Annotated in this window: 16 protein-coding genes; 7 read left to right on the top strand and 9 right to left on the bottom strand. The window is 67.5% G+C overall.

Features of this window, described 5'->3' with window-relative positions; genetic code table 11:
* The 5 genes from LuPra_RS19995 (at position 1) to LuPra_RS20015 (ending at position 6,897) form a co-directional block, all read left to right on the top strand.
* Positions 1 to 1,878 carry a feruloyl-CoA synthase gene (locus LuPra_RS19995; protein WP_234800477.1) on the top strand — a complete coding sequence of 626 codons (1,878 nt, stop codon included), beginning with the start codon at positions 1 to 3 and terminating at the stop codon, positions 1,876 to 1,878.
* Positions 1,875 to 2,756, top strand: coding sequence for an amidohydrolase family protein (locus LuPra_RS20000; protein ID WP_234800478.1), 882 nt, complete (start codon positions 1,875 to 1,877; stop codon positions 2,754 to 2,756). The genes LuPra_RS19995 and LuPra_RS20000 overlap by 4 nt, the downstream gene beginning before the upstream one ends.
* Before the next feature lie 91 nt (positions 2,757 to 2,847).
* Positions 2,848 to 3,951, top strand: coding sequence for a cobalamin-independent methionine synthase II family protein (locus LuPra_RS20005; RefSeq protein ID WP_110172385.1), 1,104 nt, complete (start codon positions 2,848 to 2,850; stop codon positions 3,949 to 3,951).
* Positions 3,952 to 3,963: 12 nt separating this feature from the next.
* Positions 3,964 to 5,535, top strand: a complete 1,572-nt coding sequence (locus tag LuPra_RS20010; protein WP_110172386.1) for a DUF6351 family protein — start codon at positions 3,964 to 3,966, stop codon at positions 5,533 to 5,535.
* Between the two features lie 30 nt (positions 5,536 to 5,565).
* Complete coding sequence (locus LuPra_RS20015) at positions 5,566 to 6,897, top strand: MFS transporter (protein WP_110172387.1); 1,332 nt, start codon at positions 5,566 to 5,568, stop codon at positions 6,895 to 6,897.
* A 114-nt stretch (positions 6,898 to 7,011) separates the two neighbouring features.
* Here LuPra_RS20015 and LuPra_RS33355 read toward each other — a convergent pair whose 3' ends face one another.
* Positions 7,012 to 7,242: a hypothetical protein gene (locus LuPra_RS33355; protein ID WP_234800994.1), complete on the bottom strand. Its 231-nt coding sequence runs from the start codon at positions 7,240 to 7,242 to the stop codon at positions 7,012 to 7,014.
* Here LuPra_RS33355 and LuPra_RS20020 point away from each other — a divergent pair.
* Positions 7,147 to 8,517, top strand: coding sequence for an amidase (locus LuPra_RS20020; protein ID WP_234800955.1), 1,371 nt, complete (start codon positions 7,147 to 7,149; stop codon positions 8,515 to 8,517). The genes LuPra_RS33355 and LuPra_RS20020 overlap by 96 nt on opposite strands.
* Before the next feature lie 74 nt (positions 8,518 to 8,591).
* Here LuPra_RS20020 and LuPra_RS20025 read toward each other — a convergent pair whose 3' ends face one another.
* The 6 genes from LuPra_RS20025 to LuPra_RS20055 form a co-directional block, all read right to left on the bottom strand.
* Positions 8,592 to 8,912 carry a methyltransferase gene (locus LuPra_RS20025; RefSeq protein WP_110172389.1) on the bottom strand — a complete coding sequence of 107 codons (321 nt, stop codon included), beginning with the start codon at positions 8,910 to 8,912 and terminating at the stop codon, positions 8,592 to 8,594.
* Positions 8,913 to 8,950: 38 nt separating this feature from the next.
* Positions 8,951 to 10,039, bottom strand: coding sequence for an alpha/beta fold hydrolase (locus tag LuPra_RS20030; protein ID WP_162271456.1), 1,089 nt, complete (start codon positions 10,037 to 10,039; stop codon positions 8,951 to 8,953).
* An 89-nt stretch (positions 10,040 to 10,128) separates the two neighbouring features.
* Positions 10,129 to 10,656 carry a YceI family protein gene (locus LuPra_RS20035; RefSeq protein ID WP_157899449.1) on the bottom strand — a complete coding sequence of 176 codons (528 nt, stop codon included), beginning with the start codon at positions 10,654 to 10,656 and terminating at the stop codon, positions 10,129 to 10,131.
* Between the two features lie 410 nt (positions 10,657 to 11,066).
* Positions 11,067 to 12,914 (bottom strand): VWA domain-containing protein, encoded by a 1,848-nt coding sequence (locus LuPra_RS20040; protein WP_110172392.1) that lies wholly within the window; start codon positions 12,912 to 12,914, stop codon positions 11,067 to 11,069.
* A 799-nt stretch (positions 12,915 to 13,713) separates the two neighbouring features.
* On the bottom strand, positions 13,714 to 14,367 hold the full coding sequence (locus LuPra_RS20050) for an SAM-dependent methyltransferase (protein WP_110172394.1): 654 nt from the start codon (positions 14,365 to 14,367) through the stop codon (positions 13,714 to 13,716).
* Between the two features lie 45 nt (positions 14,368 to 14,412).
* A complete protein-coding gene (locus tag LuPra_RS20055; protein WP_157899450.1) occupies positions 14,413 to 14,634 on the bottom strand; it encodes a hypothetical protein in 222 nt (73 codons plus the stop codon).
* Between the two features lie 913 nt (positions 14,635 to 15,547).
* Here LuPra_RS20055 and LuPra_RS20060 point away from each other — a divergent pair.
* Positions 15,548 to 16,843: an alginate export family protein gene (locus tag LuPra_RS20060; RefSeq protein WP_157899451.1), complete on the top strand. Its 1,296-nt coding sequence runs from the start codon at positions 15,548 to 15,550 to the stop codon at positions 16,841 to 16,843.
* 88 nt (positions 16,844 to 16,931) lie between these two features.
* On the opposite strand, the gene LuPra_RS20065 is transcribed toward LuPra_RS20060, so the two are convergent.
* Positions 16,932 to 18,026, bottom strand: a complete 1,095-nt coding sequence (locus LuPra_RS20065; protein ID WP_110172397.1) for an NAD(P)-dependent alcohol dehydrogenase — start codon at positions 18,024 to 18,026, stop codon at positions 16,932 to 16,934.
* Positions 18,027 to 18,050: 24 nt separating this feature from the next.
* Positions 18,051 to 18,992 (bottom strand): AraC family transcriptional regulator, encoded by a 942-nt coding sequence (locus LuPra_RS20070; protein ID WP_234800480.1) that lies wholly within the window; start codon positions 18,990 to 18,992, stop codon positions 18,051 to 18,053.
* Positions 18,993 to 19,741: the final 749 nt, after the last annotated feature.

The following is a 19,741-nucleotide window of genomic DNA, read 5'->3' on the forward strand; positions in this document are numbered from 1 at the left end:
GTGTCGCCCGCCTTCGAGGGACGCCTGCGCACGCCGCGGATGCTGCCGCCGGACGCGATCGTCAGCCGGGACGATCGCGGCCGGCTGCGCGTCCGCTCGCCGCACGTCCTGGGGCCGTATCCGGCGACCCTGACGCACTGCCTGGCGAAGTGGGCCGATCGCGCGCCCGACCGCACCTTCGTCGCCGCGCGTCGCCCCGACGGCTTCTGGGAACGCCTGACCTACCGGGTCGCGTTCGAGCGCACGCGCTCGGTCGCGCAGGCCCTGCTCGATCGCGGCCTGTCGGCCGACCGGCCGATCGTGATCCTGTCAGGCAACGGCCTCGAGCACGCCGTGCTCGGCCTCGCCGCGATGCACGCTGGGGTGCCGTACGCGCCGATCGCGCCGTCCTACTCGCTGATCTCGCAGGACCACCGCACCCTCGCCGCCGTCTGCGCGGCGATGCGCCCGGGGCTCATCTTTGCGGCCGAGGGCGAGCGCTTCGATCGCGCCCTGGCCAGCCTGGCGCTGCCCGACGACGTCGAGGTCGTCACCGGCAGCCCGGCCACGGGCTTGAGCCGGCAGACCAGCTTCGCCGCGCTCCTCGCCACCACGGCGACCGCGGCGGTGGAGGACGCGCACGCCCGTGTCGGGCCCGACACCGTCGCCAAGGTGCTCTTCACGTCCGGGTCGACGGGCGCGCCGAAGGGCGTGATCAACACCCAGCGCATGCTGACCGCCAATCAGGAACAGATACGGAGCGTGCTCGCGTTCCTGGCCGACGAGCCGCCTGTGCTCTGCGACTGGCTGCCCTGGAACCACACGTTCGGCGGCAACCACAACGTCGGCCTGACGCTCTACAACGGCGGCACGCTCTACATCGACGCCGGGACGCCGACGCCGGCCGGCTTCGCCACGACCGCCGCCAACCTGCGCGAGATCGCGACCACCGCCTACTTCAACGTGCCGAGGGGCTACGACCTGCTGCTGCAGGCACTGCGCGGCGACGCCGACTTCTGCCACCGCTTCTTCGGCCGGTTGCAGATCCTGTTCTACGCCGCCGCCGGACTGCGGCAGGAGGTCTCGGACGGCATCGATCAACTGGCGGTCGAGGCCTGCGGGGAGCGCGTGCCCTGGGTGTCCGGCCTCGGCGCAACCGAGACCGCGCCGTTCGCGCTGTGCACCGGGGCGATGGCCGTGCCGGTCAGCGGACGCGTCGGCGTGGCCGCGCCAGGCGTCGAGCTGAAGCTGGAGCCGGTCGGTGCGCTGCTCGAGGCTCGCGTCCGCGGGCCGAACGTCACCCCCGGCTACTGGCGCGATCCGGCGCTCACCCGGGCCGCGTTCGACGACGACGGCTTCTATGCGATGGGCGACGCGCTCGGCTGCGTCGATCCGGCCGATCCCGCGCGCGGGTTCACCTTCCAGGGGCGCATCGCCGAGGACTTCAAGCTGTCGACCGGCACGTGGGTGCGGGTGGGGCCGCTGCGCGCGGCGCTGCTTTCGGCGCTCGGCGAGCTGGCGCAGGACGTCGTCATCGCCGCGCCGGAGCGCGACGACGTGCGGGTGCTGGTGTTCCCGAACCTGGCCGCGTGCCGCCGCCTCGCCGGCCTCCCGGCGGGGGCGCCGGTCGGCGACGTGCTCGACGGCGAGGCCGTCTGCGCCGGGTTTGCGACCGCCCTGTCGGCGTTCAGTGCGGCGCAGGCCGGCAGCTCCACGCGCGTCTTGCGCGCGCTGCTGCTGGCCGAGCCGCCGTCGATCGACGCCGGCGAGATCACCGACAAGGGATCGATCAACCAGAAGGCGGTGCTGCGGCGCCGCGTCGCGTTGGTCGACGCGCTCTACGGCGCCCGTCCACCGATGCGTTTCATCGACGTCGAGGAAAGGACGATCGACGCGTGACCACCAGACCCTCGACCATCCAGGCGGGCGACAAGATCGCCATCGACGTGCACGTGCACCTCGAGCCACCCGCCGACGGCTCGGCCGCCGACCTCGCCGCGCGCCAGTACTTCGGCGACAGCGGCGCGGCGCGCGACGCGCACGGCCTGGCCGAGTACTACCGATCGCGCCGCATGGCGTGCGTGGTGTTCTCGGTGGACGAGCGGCTGTCGGGGCGCCCGCAGCTCTCGAACGACGAGGTCGCGGCCTTCGCCGAGGCGAACGCCGACGTCGCGATGGCCTTCGCGAGCATCGATCCGCACCGCGGCGCCGACGGTGTCGCCGAAGCCCGGCGCCTCGTCTCGGCCGGCCGCGTCCGCGGGCTCAAGCTGCATCCGCCGCTCCAGGAGTTCGTGCCGAACGATCGCCTGGCGTACCCGCTCTACGAGGTGTTCGCCGAGGCGCGCCTTCCGGTGCTCTTCCACACCGGGCACAGCGGCATCGGCACCGGCATGCCCGGCGGCGGCGGCGTCCGCCTGAAGTACGGCCATCCGATGCCGATCGACGACGTCGCCGTGGACTTCCCGGAGATGCCGATCATCATGGCCCACCCGTCCTTCCCCTGGCAGGACGAAGCCATCTCGATCTGCCTGCACAAGCCGTCGGTCTACATCGACCTGTCGGGTTGGTCGCCGAAGTACTTCCCGCCGACGCTCGTGCAGTACGCAAACACCCTGCTCAAGCACAAGGTGATGTTCGGATCCGACTATCCGCTGATCACGCCGGATCGCTGGCTCGCGGACTTCGAGCAGACGGCGATCCGCGCCGAGGTGCGGCCGCTGATCCTGCGCGAGAACGCGATCAAGCTGTTGGGCCTCGAACCCCAGAGCGACAAATGACTGTGTCAATTTGCAACTCTCGATTCCCAACTCCCAAAAGGTGCTTGGCCCGCGGTGTCCTGGTCTAGCGCCCGTGGTAGAGAGGAAACCCATGCACGTGTGGAGAAGCGATGTCGTCGGCAGCCTGCTGCGGCCGGCCTGGCTGCAGGAGGCCCGCGGGCAGGTGGAGCGCGGCACGCTCGCGGCCGCCGCGTTCAAGCGCATCGAGGACCGCGCCGTCGACGAGGCCGTCGCCCTGCAGGAGGCGGCGGGCCTCGAGGTGATCACCGACGGCGAGATGCGGCGCTACGCGTTCTTCGGGCACCTCATCGAGGCGGTCGAGGGGTTCGATCGCGAAGGGGGATGGTCGGTGACCTTCCGCGACGCCGAGGGCCACGCGGCGCCGCTGCGGCGGCCGGTCGTCGTCGGCAAGCTGGCCTGGCGCCGGCAGATGAGCGTCGAGGAGTTCACCTACCTGCGGGGCCGCACGACGCGGCAGGTCAAGGTGACGCTGCTCAGCGCGCAGCAGGCCGCGGCCTACTACGATCCGGAGTTCTCGAAGGCCGCGTATGCCACTCGCGACGCCTACCTCGCCGATCTCGTGGACTTCACCCGCCGCGAGATCGCGGAGCTGGTACGGCTCGGTTGCGAGTACATCCAGATCGACGCGCCGCAGTACGCGGCGCTCCTCGACGAGACCATCCGCGAGGGCTACCGCCAGCGCGGTAGCGACCCCGACCGGTTGCTCGACACCTGCATCGAGCTGGACAACGCGATCATCGATGGCCATCCCGGCGTGACGTTCGGGATCCACATCTGCCGCGGCAACCACAAGAGCATGTTCTACGCCTCCGGCGGCTACGACCGGATCGCGGAGCACATCTTCCGGCGGGCCCGCTTCCAGCGCTTCCTGCTCGAGTACGACGACGAGCGATCGGGGACGTTCGAGCCGCTTCGCCACGTGCCCGACGACCGGGTCGTCGTCCTCGGCCTGGTGAGCTCGAAGAAGCCGGAGCTCGAGGCCGCGGCCGAGCTCGAGCGGCGCATCGCCGAGGCGTCCCGCTACGTCCCGCTGGAGCGGCTCGCGATCAGCCCGCAGTGCGGCTTCGCGTCGACCCACGAAGGCAATCGCCTGACGCCCGATGACCAGCGCGCGAAGCTGGAGCTCGTCGGGCGTACGGCCCGCGCCGTATGGACGCCGGCGTCCACGCGCTGACCTGGAGACGTCATGCCGAGACCCTTCGCCATTACCTGCGCCCTGCTCTGTCTGGGGGCCACCCGTGCGGCCGCTCAAGCGCCGCCCCCGTCCGCCGAGGCGTGCGCCGCGCTCTCGACACTGCAGTTGCCGGGTCTCACGCTGAGCGAGGTCAAGGGCCAGCGAGTGGCGGCGGGCCCGGCGCCAGCGCCCTTTCCGGGCGCACCGGCCGCAGGGACGCTGCCCGCGCACTGCCGTGTCGACGGGGTGATCGATCGGCGGACCGGTCTTGACGTGAAGCGCTACGGGATCGGCTTCGCGGTCGCGTTGCCCGACGACTGGAACGGCCGGCTGCTGATGCAGGGCGGTGGCGGCCTCAACGGCCGCGTCGCGCCGCCCGTCGGCGGCGTCGCCGCGGGCGACACGCCGGCGCTCGCCCGCGGATTCGCCGTGGTGACGACCGACACCGGGCACGAGGGCGAAGTATTCGACGCCAGCTTCATGCGCGATCAGCAGGCCGGGCTCGATTTCGCGTACGTGGCGGTCGGGCGCGTGGCGTCGGCGGCAAAGGACGTCGTCGCGCGCTACTACGGCCGCCCCGCCACGAAGGCCTACTTCGCCGGCTGCTCGACCGGCGGTCGCGAAGGCATGCTCATGGCGCAGCGGTATCCCGGCTACTTCGACGGCATCATCGCCGGCGCGCCGGCGATGCGCACCGGGCACTCGAACCTCGCGGTGCGCGCGATGCGCGTGGCGTTCAACCGGCTCGCGCCGCCGGACGCCGCCGGCAAGCCGCAGCCCGCGCTGGCGTTCTCCGACGCCGATCGCAAGGCGGTGATCGAGGGCCTGCTCGACGCGTGCGACGCCAACGACGGCGCGAAGGACGGCCTGATCTTCGACACCCGCGCGTGCCGCTTCTCGCCGGCGTCGCTGGCGTGCAAGGGCCTGAAGGCGGACGGCTGCCTGTCGGCGCCGCAGGTGGCGGCGATCGAAACAGCCTTCGCCGGGCCGCGCGATTCGAAGGGCCGCCAGGTCTATCCGAAGTTCCTCTACGACACCGGCATCGTCACCGCGGGCCCCGGCATCCCGGGCATCCTGATGCCGAACGCGGGCTCGCCCGTCCCCCCCGTGCCCGGCTTCGAGCAGGACGTCGACGCCGAGGCGCGGGTGGCCGAGGAGGACGCGCAGCAGGCGCTGACCGACACGGCGACCTGGACGAACCTGAGCACGTTCTCGGGGCGCGGCGGGAAGCTGCTCTTCTACCACGGCGTCAGCGACCCGTGGTTCTCGGCGATGGACACCGTCGAGTACTACGAGCGGATCGGCGGGACCAACGGCGGCGCGGACGCGGTCCGCGGCTGGAGCCGCCTGTTCCTCTCGCCTGGCATGGGCCACTGCGGCGGCGGGGCCGGCGCGCTCGATCGCTTCGATCTGCTGACGCCGCTGGTGGCGTGGGTGGAGCAGGGTACGGCGCCAGACGCGGTGCCCGCGACGGGGCGCAGCGCCCCAGGACGCAGCCGGCCGCTGTGCGCCTACCCGCAGCATGCGCACTACAAGGGCACCGGCGATCCCGAGGTCCTGGCGAGCTACGAGTGCCGGCCGTGATGCACGCGCCCGCCGTCCGGGGAGCCGCCGATGGCCACGCCACGCGTCGTTGACGTCGGCCGGCTGCTCGACGATGGCCGCGGCAGCGGTTATCAGCGCTGGCTCGTGGCGCTGACCGCGCTCACCATCATCTTCGACGGCATCGACAACCAGTTGATGGGGGTGGCCATTCCCACCCTCATGCGCGAGTGGTCGGTGCCCCGCGGGGCGTTCGCGCCGGTCGTGTCGCTCGGCTACCTCGGAATGATGGCCGGCGGCGCGATGGCGGGCCTCGCAGGCGATCGCTACGGGCGCCGCACGGCGCTCCTCGGCTGCCTGTTCGTCTTCGGCGTGATGACCATGGCGGTGGTGGCGGCGGACGGCGTCGCAGCGCTCGGCGTCCTCCGCTTCCTCGCGGGGCTGGGGCTGGGCGGCGCCATTCCCAACGCGGCGGCGCTCTCCGGCGAGTACGTCCCGCTCCGGCACCGCCCGCTCGCGGTGACCGTGACGATCGTGTGCGTGCCGCTCGGCGCGACGCTGGCCGGACTCGCGGCGATCCCGGCGCTGCCGGCGATCGGCTGGCGCGGGCTCTTCTTCATCGGCGGCGCGCTGCCGTTCGCCGCCGCGCTCGTCCTGCCGTGGCTCCTGCCCGAATCGCCGCGTTTCCTCGCGCGCCTTCCGCATCGCCGGCCGCAGTTGATCGCCACCTTGCGTCGCATGCGCTTCGCCGTGGCGGACGACACGACGTTCGCCGATCCAGCGCCGGTCGCGGCATCGCGCGCGCCGGTCGTCGCGCTGTTCACGCCCGAGCGGCGGGGCGACACGATCGCGCTGTGGGTGTCGTTCTTCTCGTGCCTCCTCGCGGTCTACCTCGGCTTCAGCTGGATTCCGTCGCTGCTGAGCGCCGCCGGCTTCCCGTCGTCGATGGCAAGCACCGGCATCGCCGCCTTCAACCTGGGCGGGGTCGCCGGCGCGCTGGCGGGCGGCGTGTGCATCACCCGGTGGGGCTCGCGCGTGTCGATGGTCGCGCTCGCCGGCCTGGCGGTGGCGAGCGCCGCGGCGATGAGCCTGATGCCGATCGCCGCAACCGCACCGATCGGCCCACTCATCGCGATGCTCGCGATCACCGGCGCGCTCATCAACGGCGTGCAGACCACGATGTACGCGCTCGCCGTGCACGTCTATCCAGCGGCGATCCGCGCCACGGGCACCGGCAGCGCCGCCTCCTTCGGGCGCATCGGCGCGGTGATCAGCGGCTACGTCGGCGCCTGGGCCCTCGAGTACCGCGGTGCTCAGTCCTTCTTTGCGACGATCGCGATCGCGATGCTCGTGTGCAGTGCCGCGCTGGCCTCGGTCCGTCGTCACGTGCCGGGACGCGGTTAATCCGCCTACTCTCCAGGAGGACAGATGCGCTCGAATCGTGCGCTGGCGTTGGCGATGATTGTGGTATCGGGTGTGGCTGGGGGCATCCACGGCCAGACTCTCGGGTCAACAGCATCACCCGTCTTCGAGGTCACCGAAGCCACGATCGACGACGTTCAGGCCGCGCTGCGCGACGGCCGCGTTACGTGCCGTAGGCTCGTGGAAGCCTACCTCGCTCGCATCCATGCGTACGACAAGGCCGGCCCCGCCCTGAATGCCGTGCAGACGATCAACACGCGTGCACTGGAGCAGGCTGATCGACTGGACGCAGTGTTCAAGGCAAGCGGCCCAGTCGGACGACTGCACTGCGTGCCCACCCTGGTAAAAGATCAAATCGACACGATGGAGCTGCCGACAACGCACGGGTTCGTTGGCTTCAAGGACTTCCTGCCACAGAGTGACGCGACGGTGGTTGCGCGACTCAAGGCGGCGGGCGCGCTGATCATCGGCAAGGCGACCATGGGGGAATTCGCGTCCGGATACATCAGCTCGGCGTCCGGACCCATTCGCAATGCCTATGACCCTCGGCGGAGTGCGAGTGGTTCGTCGGGAGGCACTGGATCCGGAGTCGCCGCAAGTTTTGCGACCATCGGGATCGGCGAGGATACCGGAGGTTCCGTCCGTGGGCCGGCAGCGGTACATGCGCTCGTCGGACTGCGACCGACACTTCCCCTTGTAAGCCGGCATGGAATGAGTCCCTCGAGGCCGAGCACTGACACCATCGGTCCCATGACCCGAACCGTCAGAGACGCCGCGATTCTCTTCGATGTGATGGTTGGATACGACCGAAACGATCCGGTCACTGCTCTCGGTGTACGGCAAATACCAGACACCTACACCTCGTCGCTTCGCACCGATGGTCTCCGCAAGGCGAGGGTCGGGGTCATTCGGGAGCCAATGAATGGCAACACCAACGCGAATGCTGATGACTATCGACTGGTTCGAGGCGTCGTCGATCGCGCAATTGCACGCATGCTTGAGCTCGGAGCAGAAGTCGTAGACAACGTGACGATTCCCGACGTGATTGAGCGCCTCAAACGCACCTACGACGGCAACGTATTCGAGACCGAGCGCGCGATGGATGCATATCTCCGGTCGCATTCGAATGCGCCGTACAAGTCACTGCGAGACATCCTGCTCTCGGGACTCGTGGCGCCGGCTCGGGCACGTACTCTGATGGAAACCATCGGGAAATCTCCCGACGATCTCGGATACGCCCAGGTGCTGCGCAACCAAGACGACCTGCGCCAATTGGTGTTCACGCTGATGGCTGATTTGCGCGTCGACGTCTTGATGTATGCGACCTTCGATCACCTTCCCGGAATCATCGCCGACGACGCCATGACCCGAACCGTCCTTCCTGACACCGCGGGCCTTGGGAACAATCGGCGGCTGAGCCCCGTTCTTGGCTTCCCCGCGATTGCAGTCCCAGCCGGATTGATTGGTGATCTCCCGGTCGGCATCGAATTCATGGCGCGGCCGTTTGGGGAGTCGGACCTTTTCCGGATTGCGTATGCCTTCGAACAGGGAACACACCACCGCCGCAAGCCGCCGCTCACGCCGGCCCTCACGGGTCGATGACTCGGAAATGCACCAACGCCACGCCGAGATGGGACCGCCAATATGCGACGCGACGGACCGGCCAACCGCTCTCATCAACCATTGCCGATATCCGCCGCTTCCAGTGGCATGGCTTCCACCACGCTTGGACCGACGGCGGTCGGGACCACGGAACACGTCGTGGAGCCTGCCCTGACCAGAAGGGACTGGTATTCATCAGCCGTCCTTTCGCGCGCTCCTGGTGCCATCACGAGCATGTGCAGATCGACCCATTTCCCGAGAAAGGGCTCGTTGCCGGGCGGCAACACGAATTCCACGAGCAGGAGTCGGGAAGTCGACGGCATGACGCGGCGACAGTTCTTCAGGATCGCCACACATCGCTCGTCGTCCCAATCGTGCAGGACCTGCTTCAGCAGGGGCGGCGCGCCTCATGGAAAACTTGTAGGGGCTCTGTTCACCCGCCGGGAGAGTCGAGGCCGTGCCGGAGCGCGTACGCCGTCGCGTCGGCTCGCCCGCGCGCACCGATCTTGGCATAGAGATTGGAGAGGTGGCGCTCGATCGTGGGAACCGCGACCCCGAGCGTCGCCGCGATTTCCTTGTTTCGGAGCCCGGCCGAGAGTTGCTGGCGGACCTGCACCTCGCGATGCGTGAGTCCGTCCGGGACAGCACGCGCGTCGGGCGTCGGTCCGGCGTCGACCGACACGTACCCGTCAACGCGGCCAGCACGGAGAAATCGATCAATGACGGCCACATGTCCATCATGCGCAGTCCCGGCGATCGATCGCCCACCGACGATGACGAGGCGTGCGCCCGGAATGCCGGCCGCGACCTGCCGGCATTGATCGAAGGACCCGAACGGAAACGCCGGTTCATGGATCACGAGCGTGGGCAGGCGCACATGCGGCAGCAGGCCTGCGAGCGCGATCTCCTTTGATGCCCGCTGATGGGCCTCGAGCCCGGACCAGGACGTGCCCTGCTGAATCGCCTCGGCGATCTGACGCCCGAGCCCCTGGTCGCCGAACGACGTGGACACGCTGCCCAGCACATTCGCGACGACGCTCCATTCGTGATCGTCGTTGACTCGAGCCGCTGTTGCGACGCGCAGTGCTGGCAGCTCGAACAGCTCCGCGCCCGACGCAAACGGACTGAGGAGCACGAGTTGAGAGACCATCCCGGGGTGTCGCGCCGCGTAGGCGATGGCGGTTGCCGCGCCTATGCTGGTCCCAACCAGGGCGAAGCGCGGCAGGCCGGCCACCTGCACCACCGCTTCGAGGTCCCTCACTCGTCCATCCAGACGCAGGTCCTCGACGTCTCGGTCCGAGGAACCCATGCCCCTGTGGTCATGCCGCAGGACACGCCAGCCCAGGGCGCACAGCTTGTCTGTGATGCAACGGACGTGCGGCCACCCGAGGCCGTACAGGTGCGCGTCGCCGAAGATGTTCGACGCAAAGACGATCGGGCGCCCCTCGCCGCTGCTGAAGAAGGCGATGTTCACACCGTCGGTCGTCCTGGCGTACTGAAGCGGTAGAGCGTTCACGGACATTTCTCGAGCTCCTACCATTCGCGTCAGTTCACCGCACGACCAACGCGACCCACATCGGTGAGAAGGTCGGGATGTATGGTGCCCCTGCTCTACTGCCCTCGCCGAGAAGCCCTGAATTCGATCTCCAGGTGGATCTTGTCATCCACGCTCACCAGCCTGGCCAGAGACGGCTTGGTGAGATTGAAGGCAGCGAAATCGACCGTAGTCTTCGCGCTCCCGCTCACGGCGTCACTGGCGAACGTCGCGATCGTGGTCCAGACGATCTCCTTGGTCACCCCGTGCAACGTCATGTCCGTGACCAGCTGGAATCCCATTTGAGCGCCCATGCCGGACGGAAGCGGCATCTTGAGGCCATTGGCACGCTTGGGCACGATCGTGAGCGTCGGGAACTTCTCGACCTCGAGCGTGTTGCGCCGCACGTAGCCGTCCCGCATCGCCTGATCGGTGGACAGCGTCTTCAGGTCCACGTCGATCTTCGAAGTGGGGCCGAAGGAACCGTCCGGATTCAGAACGATCGCGCCAGTGATCGCGTCTGTAGTGCCGACCGCATCACTCGGGAAGCTGATGCCCGCGAGTTGCTCCGTGACGCGATATCGAGCGCGAGTGCCCGTCGTCACGGTCAAGACCTGGGGCTTGGTCTGGTCCGGCGCTGGTGGCGCGCTTGCAGGCCCCTGACCCGGCTGCCCGGCTGGCCCAGCCTGCGCTGACGCAGGAGGCTGATTCTTCGCCGTTGCGCCCACGCCGTGCAGGACCACTATTGCCGCAATCGCGACGACAGTGGTCGCGAGAGTTGTTCTTAGACGTTTCATTCGCGCCTCCGCATGCGTCCCGCCTTCGAGACCGCAAACCGCCTGGTTGATGCCAACAGGTTAACGCCGGGCGTGTCGTGGGTGTTTCAGGCTTCGATCGAGGCGAGTGCTCCAGGTGCCGCGGCCGTTCCGGCGAAGCAGACGGAACTCCCTCCGTTCGCTGCGGCAAACGCGTGGACGTCAGCCAGCGAGGCGCTCGCCAGCAAAAAATGACGCGTCTACTGGGCGATGCGGAACGGCAGCATCGCCTGGGCACGATCCTCCCCGGATGCCGCGTCGATGGCCAGCAACCATTCCCCGGCCGCGATGTTGGAGAGCGGCAGGTCGATCTCGAAGCGGCCCTCACCGCGGGCGACGACGGGGATGGCCGCGCCATCGACGCCGCGCCTGTTGACCAGGCGGGCCGTCGCCTGCGCCGCGGTCGCGGCCACGCCGAACGCGCCCACGCGGATGAGCAGGCGGTCGCCGCGTGCGAAGTCGCGCAGCGCCGTCGGTGTGGGCGCTGTCGCGCCGCGCAGCGAGCGCCACTCGAGCGGCCCTCGCGCGCGGAACACCGTCGGCGTCGTCAGACCGATCGGCGTGCCGGCGGGATCCGGGATCGTCAGCGTCCGTATCTCGCGGTCGAGCGCTTCCCCGGCGCTGTTGCGGAACGCAATCGTCAACTGGAGCGACCCTGGCGTGACGCTGAAGCCGGAGCCCTCGAGCCGATCGACGGACCCCATAAACACCGGACCGTGCACCGTCCGGGCCTCCACGTGGACGTCTGCCACGGCGTCGGTCGGAGCAGTCCCCGGCCGTGGCGCCCAACTCACGTGGCCGGTGAACTGCCCGGCGGCCACCGACGTGCCGAACCAGACGTCCGCACCGCGGCGCGAGATCGCCGGCGTCAGGTCGGCAAAGCTCCGCTCGACGCTGGGCGGCACCGCGGCGTTGGCGGCGGCCGTCGCGGAGCGCTCCGTTTCCGACAGGCTCGGCGCCCAGTAGCCAGCCCGCGCCTTCACCTCCATGCCGCCGCGCTTCAGCCGCACCTTGATCTTGCGGTACTTGCCGTCGCGCGTGCCGTTGGACGGGGCGTAGCCGAGCAGGTAATAGGCGCGAGATGCCGCGACCACTTCCTGCATGGCGTCCTTCATGTCGTTGCGACGATACGTCCTCCCCCCCGTCTCGCTCGACACCGAGTCCATCCACATGCTCCGCCCGCCGCCGACCATCAGCCCGCGCGGGTCCACGATGTGGATCGCGGCGTTACTGGCGTTCGCGGCGCGGATCAGGTCCAGCATCACGTCGTTCTCGCCGCGGAATCCTTGCGACACCACGATGATGTCCTTGCGGCTCTCGCGGATGGCGCCGAGGTGCACGGCGGCCGCCTTGATCGCGGAGACCGTCACCTCGTGCCGCAGGCGCTCGACGTCGCGCATGGCCGACAGGTGTGCCTCCTCGGCGCCGTTGCGCGGCGGCACGTAGATGCCGCGCCGACCCTGCAGCTTCCGCGCCTGCTCGGCAAGCTGGCGCCGGTCGCGCGTGAATTCGATCGCATCGAGCGGCGTCATCGGCTCCATGAAGGCCACGAGGTCGGTTGGCCCGAACGCCGTCAGCACGAAGTTCGTCAGCGCCTCGCGCGATCGCAGCGCGCTCGCCATCTGGTCGATGTGGTACTCGTCCCAGAAGATCAGGAACACCCGCACGTCGTCGCGCTCCGCCTCCTGGCGCGCGTGGCTGCGCGATCGGATCGGCAGCGACGTCCTGTCCACCTCCGCCGGCTCGCCGCTCGCCTCGACCAACTTGAACGACGTGATCGGCTGCGCCACGTCGTCCTCCTCGACGACGAAGTCCTCCATCGTCAGATCGGTGACCAGGCGTCCGCGGCGATCGAGCACCGTGACGTCGACGCGCACGACCTCGGTGTCGACCCGGATCGTGGGCTGCCGCTGTTCCTGCTCGGGAGGCTGCTGTGTCGGTGGGGTCTGGTCACGGGTGCCGGCGCGCACCGTCGGCGAGCCGGCCTGGGCGGCCGCCAGGATCGCCATCACCCACGTCACCCACGCCAGCCGCGTCAGTTTCATCATCGTTCACCGGCCGCGGTCAGAGGCTGACAGTCGACATCGAAGGGGCCGCTGGACGCCGCCCTCCCCAATCAGAGCGCCGGCTTCATGCCAAGACGGTTGGCCGACCAGTTCTGCCCCGTCATGCTATCGCCTTCGACCCGGCCAGCGTAGACTCGTTCACCAACCGTGATGCTGATGTCGGTGCCATTGAGCTTCCCAGCCGTGATTGGCCTGCTTCAAGGGTTCCCGACAGCCTCTGATACGGGTGGGTAAACGCCAGGGTCTCGTTCCCGAGCCGCCACGTGCCCGCCGCCCTGCTGGCACCACCCACGCAAGCGCATTGCAATACGTCTCGCAGTCGGAGGCCGTCGCGTTTGCATCCGGTTCCCAGTCACCCATGCCGAAGGTGTTGGATGCGATGCGCGTGCCTGGTTGCAGTTCGAGCAGCTTCGGCCGCAGCGTTTCGTTGATGCTTGGCAGCAGAAAAGAGCGTGATGACCGTTGCCCTGGACAGATCGGCCTCGAACAGGTCGCCCTGGACGAACGTCGTCCTGCCCGACACACCAGCGTCCAGCGCCAGGCGTCGGGCGAGCGCCACCATCTCCGGGTTGGAACTCCACACCGTCGCGGTGGCGCCCTTCTTCGCGGCGCTGATGACCGTAAGCGCCCCGAACCCGCACCGGTCGCTCGCTCCGGCGCCGGCTAATGTCTTTCAACTATTCACATGTAACGACTTATGGTGCGCCCTTGGGGACCAGAGCCCGAGGCGAGCGTTGGTGGAGCCGAGGCGGGCGGTACCGCCGGGCCCTGCGCGCTGTGGTCACTCGCGGACATACACGTCTGCTGACCACATCCACGTCTGGTGACGACTCACGAGCCTGAACCCGCCTCGGCCTATCGTCGCTTCAATGGCGGCGGCGGAGTGCACGAACGTCCGGAACGCGTTGCGTGCCAGCCAGCGTCCTCCGTTCTCCAGTTGCATGGCAGCACGCACGTACCACACGTCCCGCGGATACGAGAGGGCGAGGCATTGCTCTGCCCGGTCGAGTGCGGCATCCAACAACTGTTGACACGACGGATAACAGCACACGACACGATCCAACGTGACGACGCCGGCCGGCGCGAGCTGCGTGCCGGCCCTGACGAAGTCGATGTGCACGAATTCAATGGCATCGCTTCGGCCTTGTCGGGCCGCTTCCTGGCGCGCTGCCTCGACATACGCTGTCGACGCATCCACCGCCACTGCACGCGAGGCGCCACGTTCCAACAGCCCGAAGGTCAGCCCCCCGATACCGCAGCCTATGTCCAGCACAGTGCCGCTCAATGCTCCCGATCGGGCGATATCATCGATCAACAAGCGCGTGGTGGGGCGAGGGCCTTGCTCACGGTAGCGTTTCAGTTCGTGTGCGACTTTCTTTGCGTTGAACTGCTGGTCCGCCGCGGATTCAAATGGTGAGCCACAGCAGCTCTGCATCGCTTGCTCCTGTTCCAGTGAGGCCAGGCGTCACGTTGCGAGATCTCAGGGTTCGCTCAGTCCTGGTGCAGCCTGGCCAGCAACGAATGCACGAGCCGCACGGGCGACTGCCGCGAGAACACTCATTCTGAACGTGTCGCCGCCCGTGTCGAAATCACCCGAGGTCTTGTCGACGCTGTTGCTCACCAGCGCCACCATGGCCACCTGCGCCCGACGGGCATCGACGAACGCGAACAGCGACGCCGCCTGCATTTCAACCGCAAGCATATCCCGCCCAGCCCAGAAGCGCTCGGCCCACCACGGACGCGCGGCGCTGCTCCACTGCCCTCCCGAAGCGCCGCGCGGGGTTCTTACCGTTCAGGACGCGGAGGCGGCAGTAAGAACGCAGGAACGCCCAGAACGAAAAGCACCCCCGATCTCGGCCGAATGCCGCCAACACGGACAGCAGACTGGTTCGAAATGCGATTGTGATGATCTCACTGCCGACGTCCCGTGAGTTTGGCGACCAGTTCCGGGACGGCGGCGAAGGCGGCCATTCGCTCGCGATAGTCGCTCGGTGACAGCGTGCAGGCGATTGGAATTTCCGTGCTCATCGGGCCTCCTTCAGGAACGGGCACTTTGGCCGAGAGGCGCTGCCCGAGTCGTCAAACGGGTTCCTTGATGTATAGTCGGCTCGCTCGAATGTTCTCCCTCGCCACCGCCTGTCGCTGTCTCTGTTGCACCACGCGTGAGTGTGCGTGTACACAGCCGACATCTGCCAGGCGGATGAGAACATCCCGCCGCAATTGGTAGCTTCTACCAGCGGCCCAGCCCAGATCGTCGGCTCCCCTACACGAACAATCAACACTGCCGTGCGCGACTTAACCGCGCGGCCGGTGCCTACCGTCTTCGATCGCCAGGAGAGAAGCATGTCTCGTGCTTCGTTGAATCTTCTATTCGCGTCTTTACTCTCGCTGCCCTCGGTCGCCATTGGTCAGACTGCAACGAGTTCTGTGACCGGGGTTATCACAGACCAGACTGGTGACGTCCTCCCACGATGGCAACCGTGAAGCGGTGTGGTCTGTTGGCGACTCTTCTGTGGCTCACTGCCCTATCGGCTCATGGGCAGACGGCGTCGCAGAAGCCGGCTGCAGACCAAGACGGAGCACCGCCGGCCCCGCCGGCCGCTCCCCATTGGGAAATGATCCAGCGCAGCCGATATGCGAGCCTTCGGAATCAGTTCCGCCCTGGCCTCACTGGTGACGACCAGGCTTTGGCTCTCCGCACGACCCTCCGGGTGGACCTACCGCTAGGGAGGGTGAGGCTGGTCGGCGAGCTGCAGGACGCGCGGGCCTATTTGACGGACACACAGAGCAACGTCTCGACGGCGCTCGTCGACGCGTTCGATCTGCTGCAGGCGCACGTTCGTCTTCCCGGCGGCGGCACAACCAAGCCGTTCTTTCCAGAGGTCCAGGCCGGCCGCTTCAGCATGGAACTCGGGAGTGGACGTCTCGTTGCACAAGAGGCGTACCGCGACGTGACTCGGACATTCACCGGCATCCGGCTGAATTGGCGGAACGCCCGACAGGCCATTACGACTTTCGCCGTGATTCCTGTCCTCACGCTGCCCGATGATCGCCAATCGCTATTCGAGAATCGGCTTCGTGCTGACCGCGAGCATCTGGGGACGAGATTCTGGGGAGTGTTCTACGAGCGTCCTAGGCTAGTGCGGGAGGTGCGTGCAGAAGCCTATGGCTTTCGGCTTGATGAACATGACGCCTCTGGAACGCAAGGGACTCGAGATCGGCACATCTGGACTGGGGGAGCACGCGCGTTTCGCGCCAGCAAGCCCCAGACGCTCGATCTTGATGTCGAAGCAGCGGGGCAAACGGGCGCCGCGCATGCTTCCAATATGCCCTCCGATCGGCGCCCACTCGACGTCTCGGCGTGGTTCCTCCATTCAAGCAGCGGCTACACATTTGGCCGCGCATGGTCGCCACGGATTGGCGTCGAGTACGACTTCGGCAGTGGGGACGAGAATCCAGGTGACGCCAGGTGGAATCGCTTCGATGCACTCTTTGGAAATCGGCGGGTCGATCTTGCTCCCACCAGCATCTACGGTGCGCTGGGCCGCGAGAATATCCGTACGGCAGGGGTACGGCTTTCGGTGGCCCCAGCACCGCGACTCGACGGATTCGCTGTGTATCGATGGGTAGGGCTGGCTGCGGCGGCCGACGCATTCGCGAGCACGGGTGTCCGTGACCCAAGCGGCCACTCAGGCCGCGATGGCGGACGCCAGGTGGACGTTCGCATCCGCGCTTGGATTGTGCCTCAGATGTTACGCATGGAAACGGGTTTGACACACCTCATTCCCGGACGGTTTCTGCGCGACGCACCAAATGCGACGCAGGGCGGTAGGACGACCTTCTTCTACGCCGATGTGACCTATTCAGTCAGCGGCACATGGAAGCGCGGGTTTCACCGACGCGCCAACTAGTGCTCGAGTCGCCCGCGCTCGGCGAGTTCGCCCTCTTCGCTTACACGTTTGAAGTCATGTGCACATCTCGGTGCGTCACCGTTTGCTTCTAGGCCTTGAGTGACGCCATGTCGATGACGAACCGGTAGCGCACGTCGCCGCGCAGCATCCGCTCGTACGCGTCATTGATCTCGTCGATGCGAATCATTTCGATGTCGCTGACGATGCCGTGCTCGGCGCAGAAGTCGAGCATCTCCTGCGTTTCCTTGATGCCCCCGATGCCTGAGCCGGCGAAGCGACGGCGTCCCGTCAGCAAGCTAAAGGCACTGACCGGCAGCGGACGCTCTGGTGCACCGACGAGGGTCAACGTGCCATCGAGTTTGAGCAGCGCCAGGTATGCGTTGATGTCGTGATCGGCTGACACCGCGTCGAGGATGAAATCGAACGACGACGTGTGCTTGTTCATGGCATCGTCGTCCTTCGAGACCACGACTTCGTGCGCGCCCAGCCGCAGTCCGTCCTCCACCTTGGCCGCGGACGTCGTAAACAGGACGACATGTGCGCCGAACGCCCGGGCGAACTTGACGCCCATGTGGCCGAGCCCGCCGAGACCGACGATGCCCACCTTCTTGCCGGGTCCGGCATTCCAGTGCCGGAGCGGCGAGTACGTGGTGATGCCGGCGCACAGCAGCGGAGCCGTGGCGGCGAGGTCGAGTCGATCCGACACCTTCAGCGTGAACGACTCCTTCACCGTGATGCTCTCGGAGTAGCCGCCCAACGTCGGGCCGCCCAGGACCGGGTCCGGTCCGTTGTAGGTGAGCGTGCTGCCGTTGGTGCAGTACTGCTCGAGGCCTGCGGCACACGGCGCGCAGCGCTGGCACGAGGCTACCATGCAGCCGACGGCGGCGAGGTCACCCTCACGGAACTTCGTCACGTGAGTGCCCACGCGCGTCACGCGACCGACGATCTCGTGGCCGGGCACGATCGGGTACATCGACGAATGCCATTCATCGCGCACCTGGTGCAGGTCCGAATGGCAGACCCCGCAATAGAGGATCTCGATCACCACATCGTCGGGCAGGGGCTCGCGGCGATCAATGGAGAAGGGCGCGAGGGGCGACGTCGCGCTCTGTGCCGCCCAGGCGCGCGCGGCGCGGACGGAGGGACGGGCCGACTGAGACAACGGCGCGGATGCAGTGGACATGATTGCTCCGAAAGAAATGAGGATTTAGCTGACGGCGCGGGCGTCGGCCGCCGCCGGTTCGGCGATGATCGCGTGCACGCGTTTGGCCTCGTCGGCCGGGCTCGCACCAAAGAAGCGTTTGAATTCGCGACTGAACTGCGACGCGCTTTCGTATCCGACGGTGGTAGCGGCCGTCGCGGCGCCCGAGCCCTCGTTGACGATCAGGGCCCGGGCTTTGTGAAGGCGGACCGACTTCAGGTATTGCACGGGCGAAGTTGCCGTGAGTGCCTTGAACTGATGATGAAATGCCGACACGCTCATGCCGACGTCGCGGGCCATGCGCCCGACGCTGAAGGGCTCGGCGTACCGGTTGTGGATCCACTGCAGCGCGGCGTTGATCTGCGATGCCTGGCCGTGGCGACCAAGCATCGCCAGTAGCAGGTGTCCCTGTGGACCGCCAAGCGCACGATAGACCAGCTCGCGCACAATGGACGGCCCGAGAATCTGCGCGTCGATTGGCGTGCGCAGACATTCGAGCAGTCGAACCGCCGCGTCGCTCATCGCGACATCGAGTGGCGTGGCCTCGACGCAGCCGAGACGATCCGTGTTGCCGGCACGCAGCCGGGCCGGCATGTGCACGGCCAGTTCGCTGACCACGCTGGGTACGATGCGCACCGAGACCCCGAGCATCGGGCCCTCGTCGTCGGCTTCGGTCTGACACTCGAACGGCAGCGGTGCCGCAAGCACCAGGTAGTTGTTGCGGTCGTAAACGAAGCGACGATCGCCGATGAAGCCGATCTTGCGGCCGCTCGCAACGATGTAGAGGCTGGATTCGTACAGCACCGGTGCACGCCCGTAACACCGATCGGCCCGTCCCAGCTTCACGTCCTCCAGGAGGGAGCACCGCAGTCCTTCCCCGGTCGTTAGTTCGGCGAGGAGGGCAGCCATGCGCCGCCGATTGGCCTCGACCCGTGCGACAGAATCCATCTGCTACATCAGACTACTGCTGTGGCGAGCAATCCAGTACCAAAGCTGTCCAATGCTTGCCTGATCCTGCTGCGAATAGTTCAGGCAGCCGCGACCGGCTGATCCGTGGAAGCCGACGCTGTGCTCCCGCGGCGAGCGTGGTGATGGCCAGTCTCGCTCGGACAGAACTCAAACGCGGAAGATGCTCCATCCGCCCTCGAATTCGGGGTTGCTCCAATCGCGCGAGGATCGTGCCAAGTGGACTCGAGCCCGAGGCGAGCTGGCGCGGAGCCGAGGGCCGGAGGCAGTCGTCAGTGCGGCCCGCCAGCGGAGCTATCTGCACGGACATTCTGGAGTCTGCGCGCAAGTTCTCGCCATTGAAGGCGGCTATCCACGCATCACGTCTTGCTACCGCTCCCCCGCCTTGGCCGTGGTGCGCTCTAGTCCCGCCGAACGATGGGCGGGACGCTACGTCAAGCATCGCGCGGCTACGGCACTGCAGGCCGGTCGACTGCGTGGAGTTCCACAGCGTCGAGCGGGACGGGCACTGGTGGCGGGCTCAGGGTTTCGGCGCTGCGCGTCAGCCACGGCACCGACCGTTGGGACCGGTCCCGCGTCCCTCCCCTATTTCTCCACGGAAGTGGCGAAATCAGGCGGCGCGCACCAACCCGACTCGCGCTATTCCGTGCAATTTATGCTCGGGCTAGGCCGGACGCGGGCGCGGGTCCGCCGCCTCCACTGGCGAGTGTTGCTCTGAGGCGCCATGGTGG

The organism is Luteitalea pratensis (assembly GCF_001618865.1).
GTDB classification, from domain to species: Bacteria; Acidobacteriota; Vicinamibacteria; order Vicinamibacterales; family Vicinamibacteraceae; genus Luteitalea; species Luteitalea pratensis.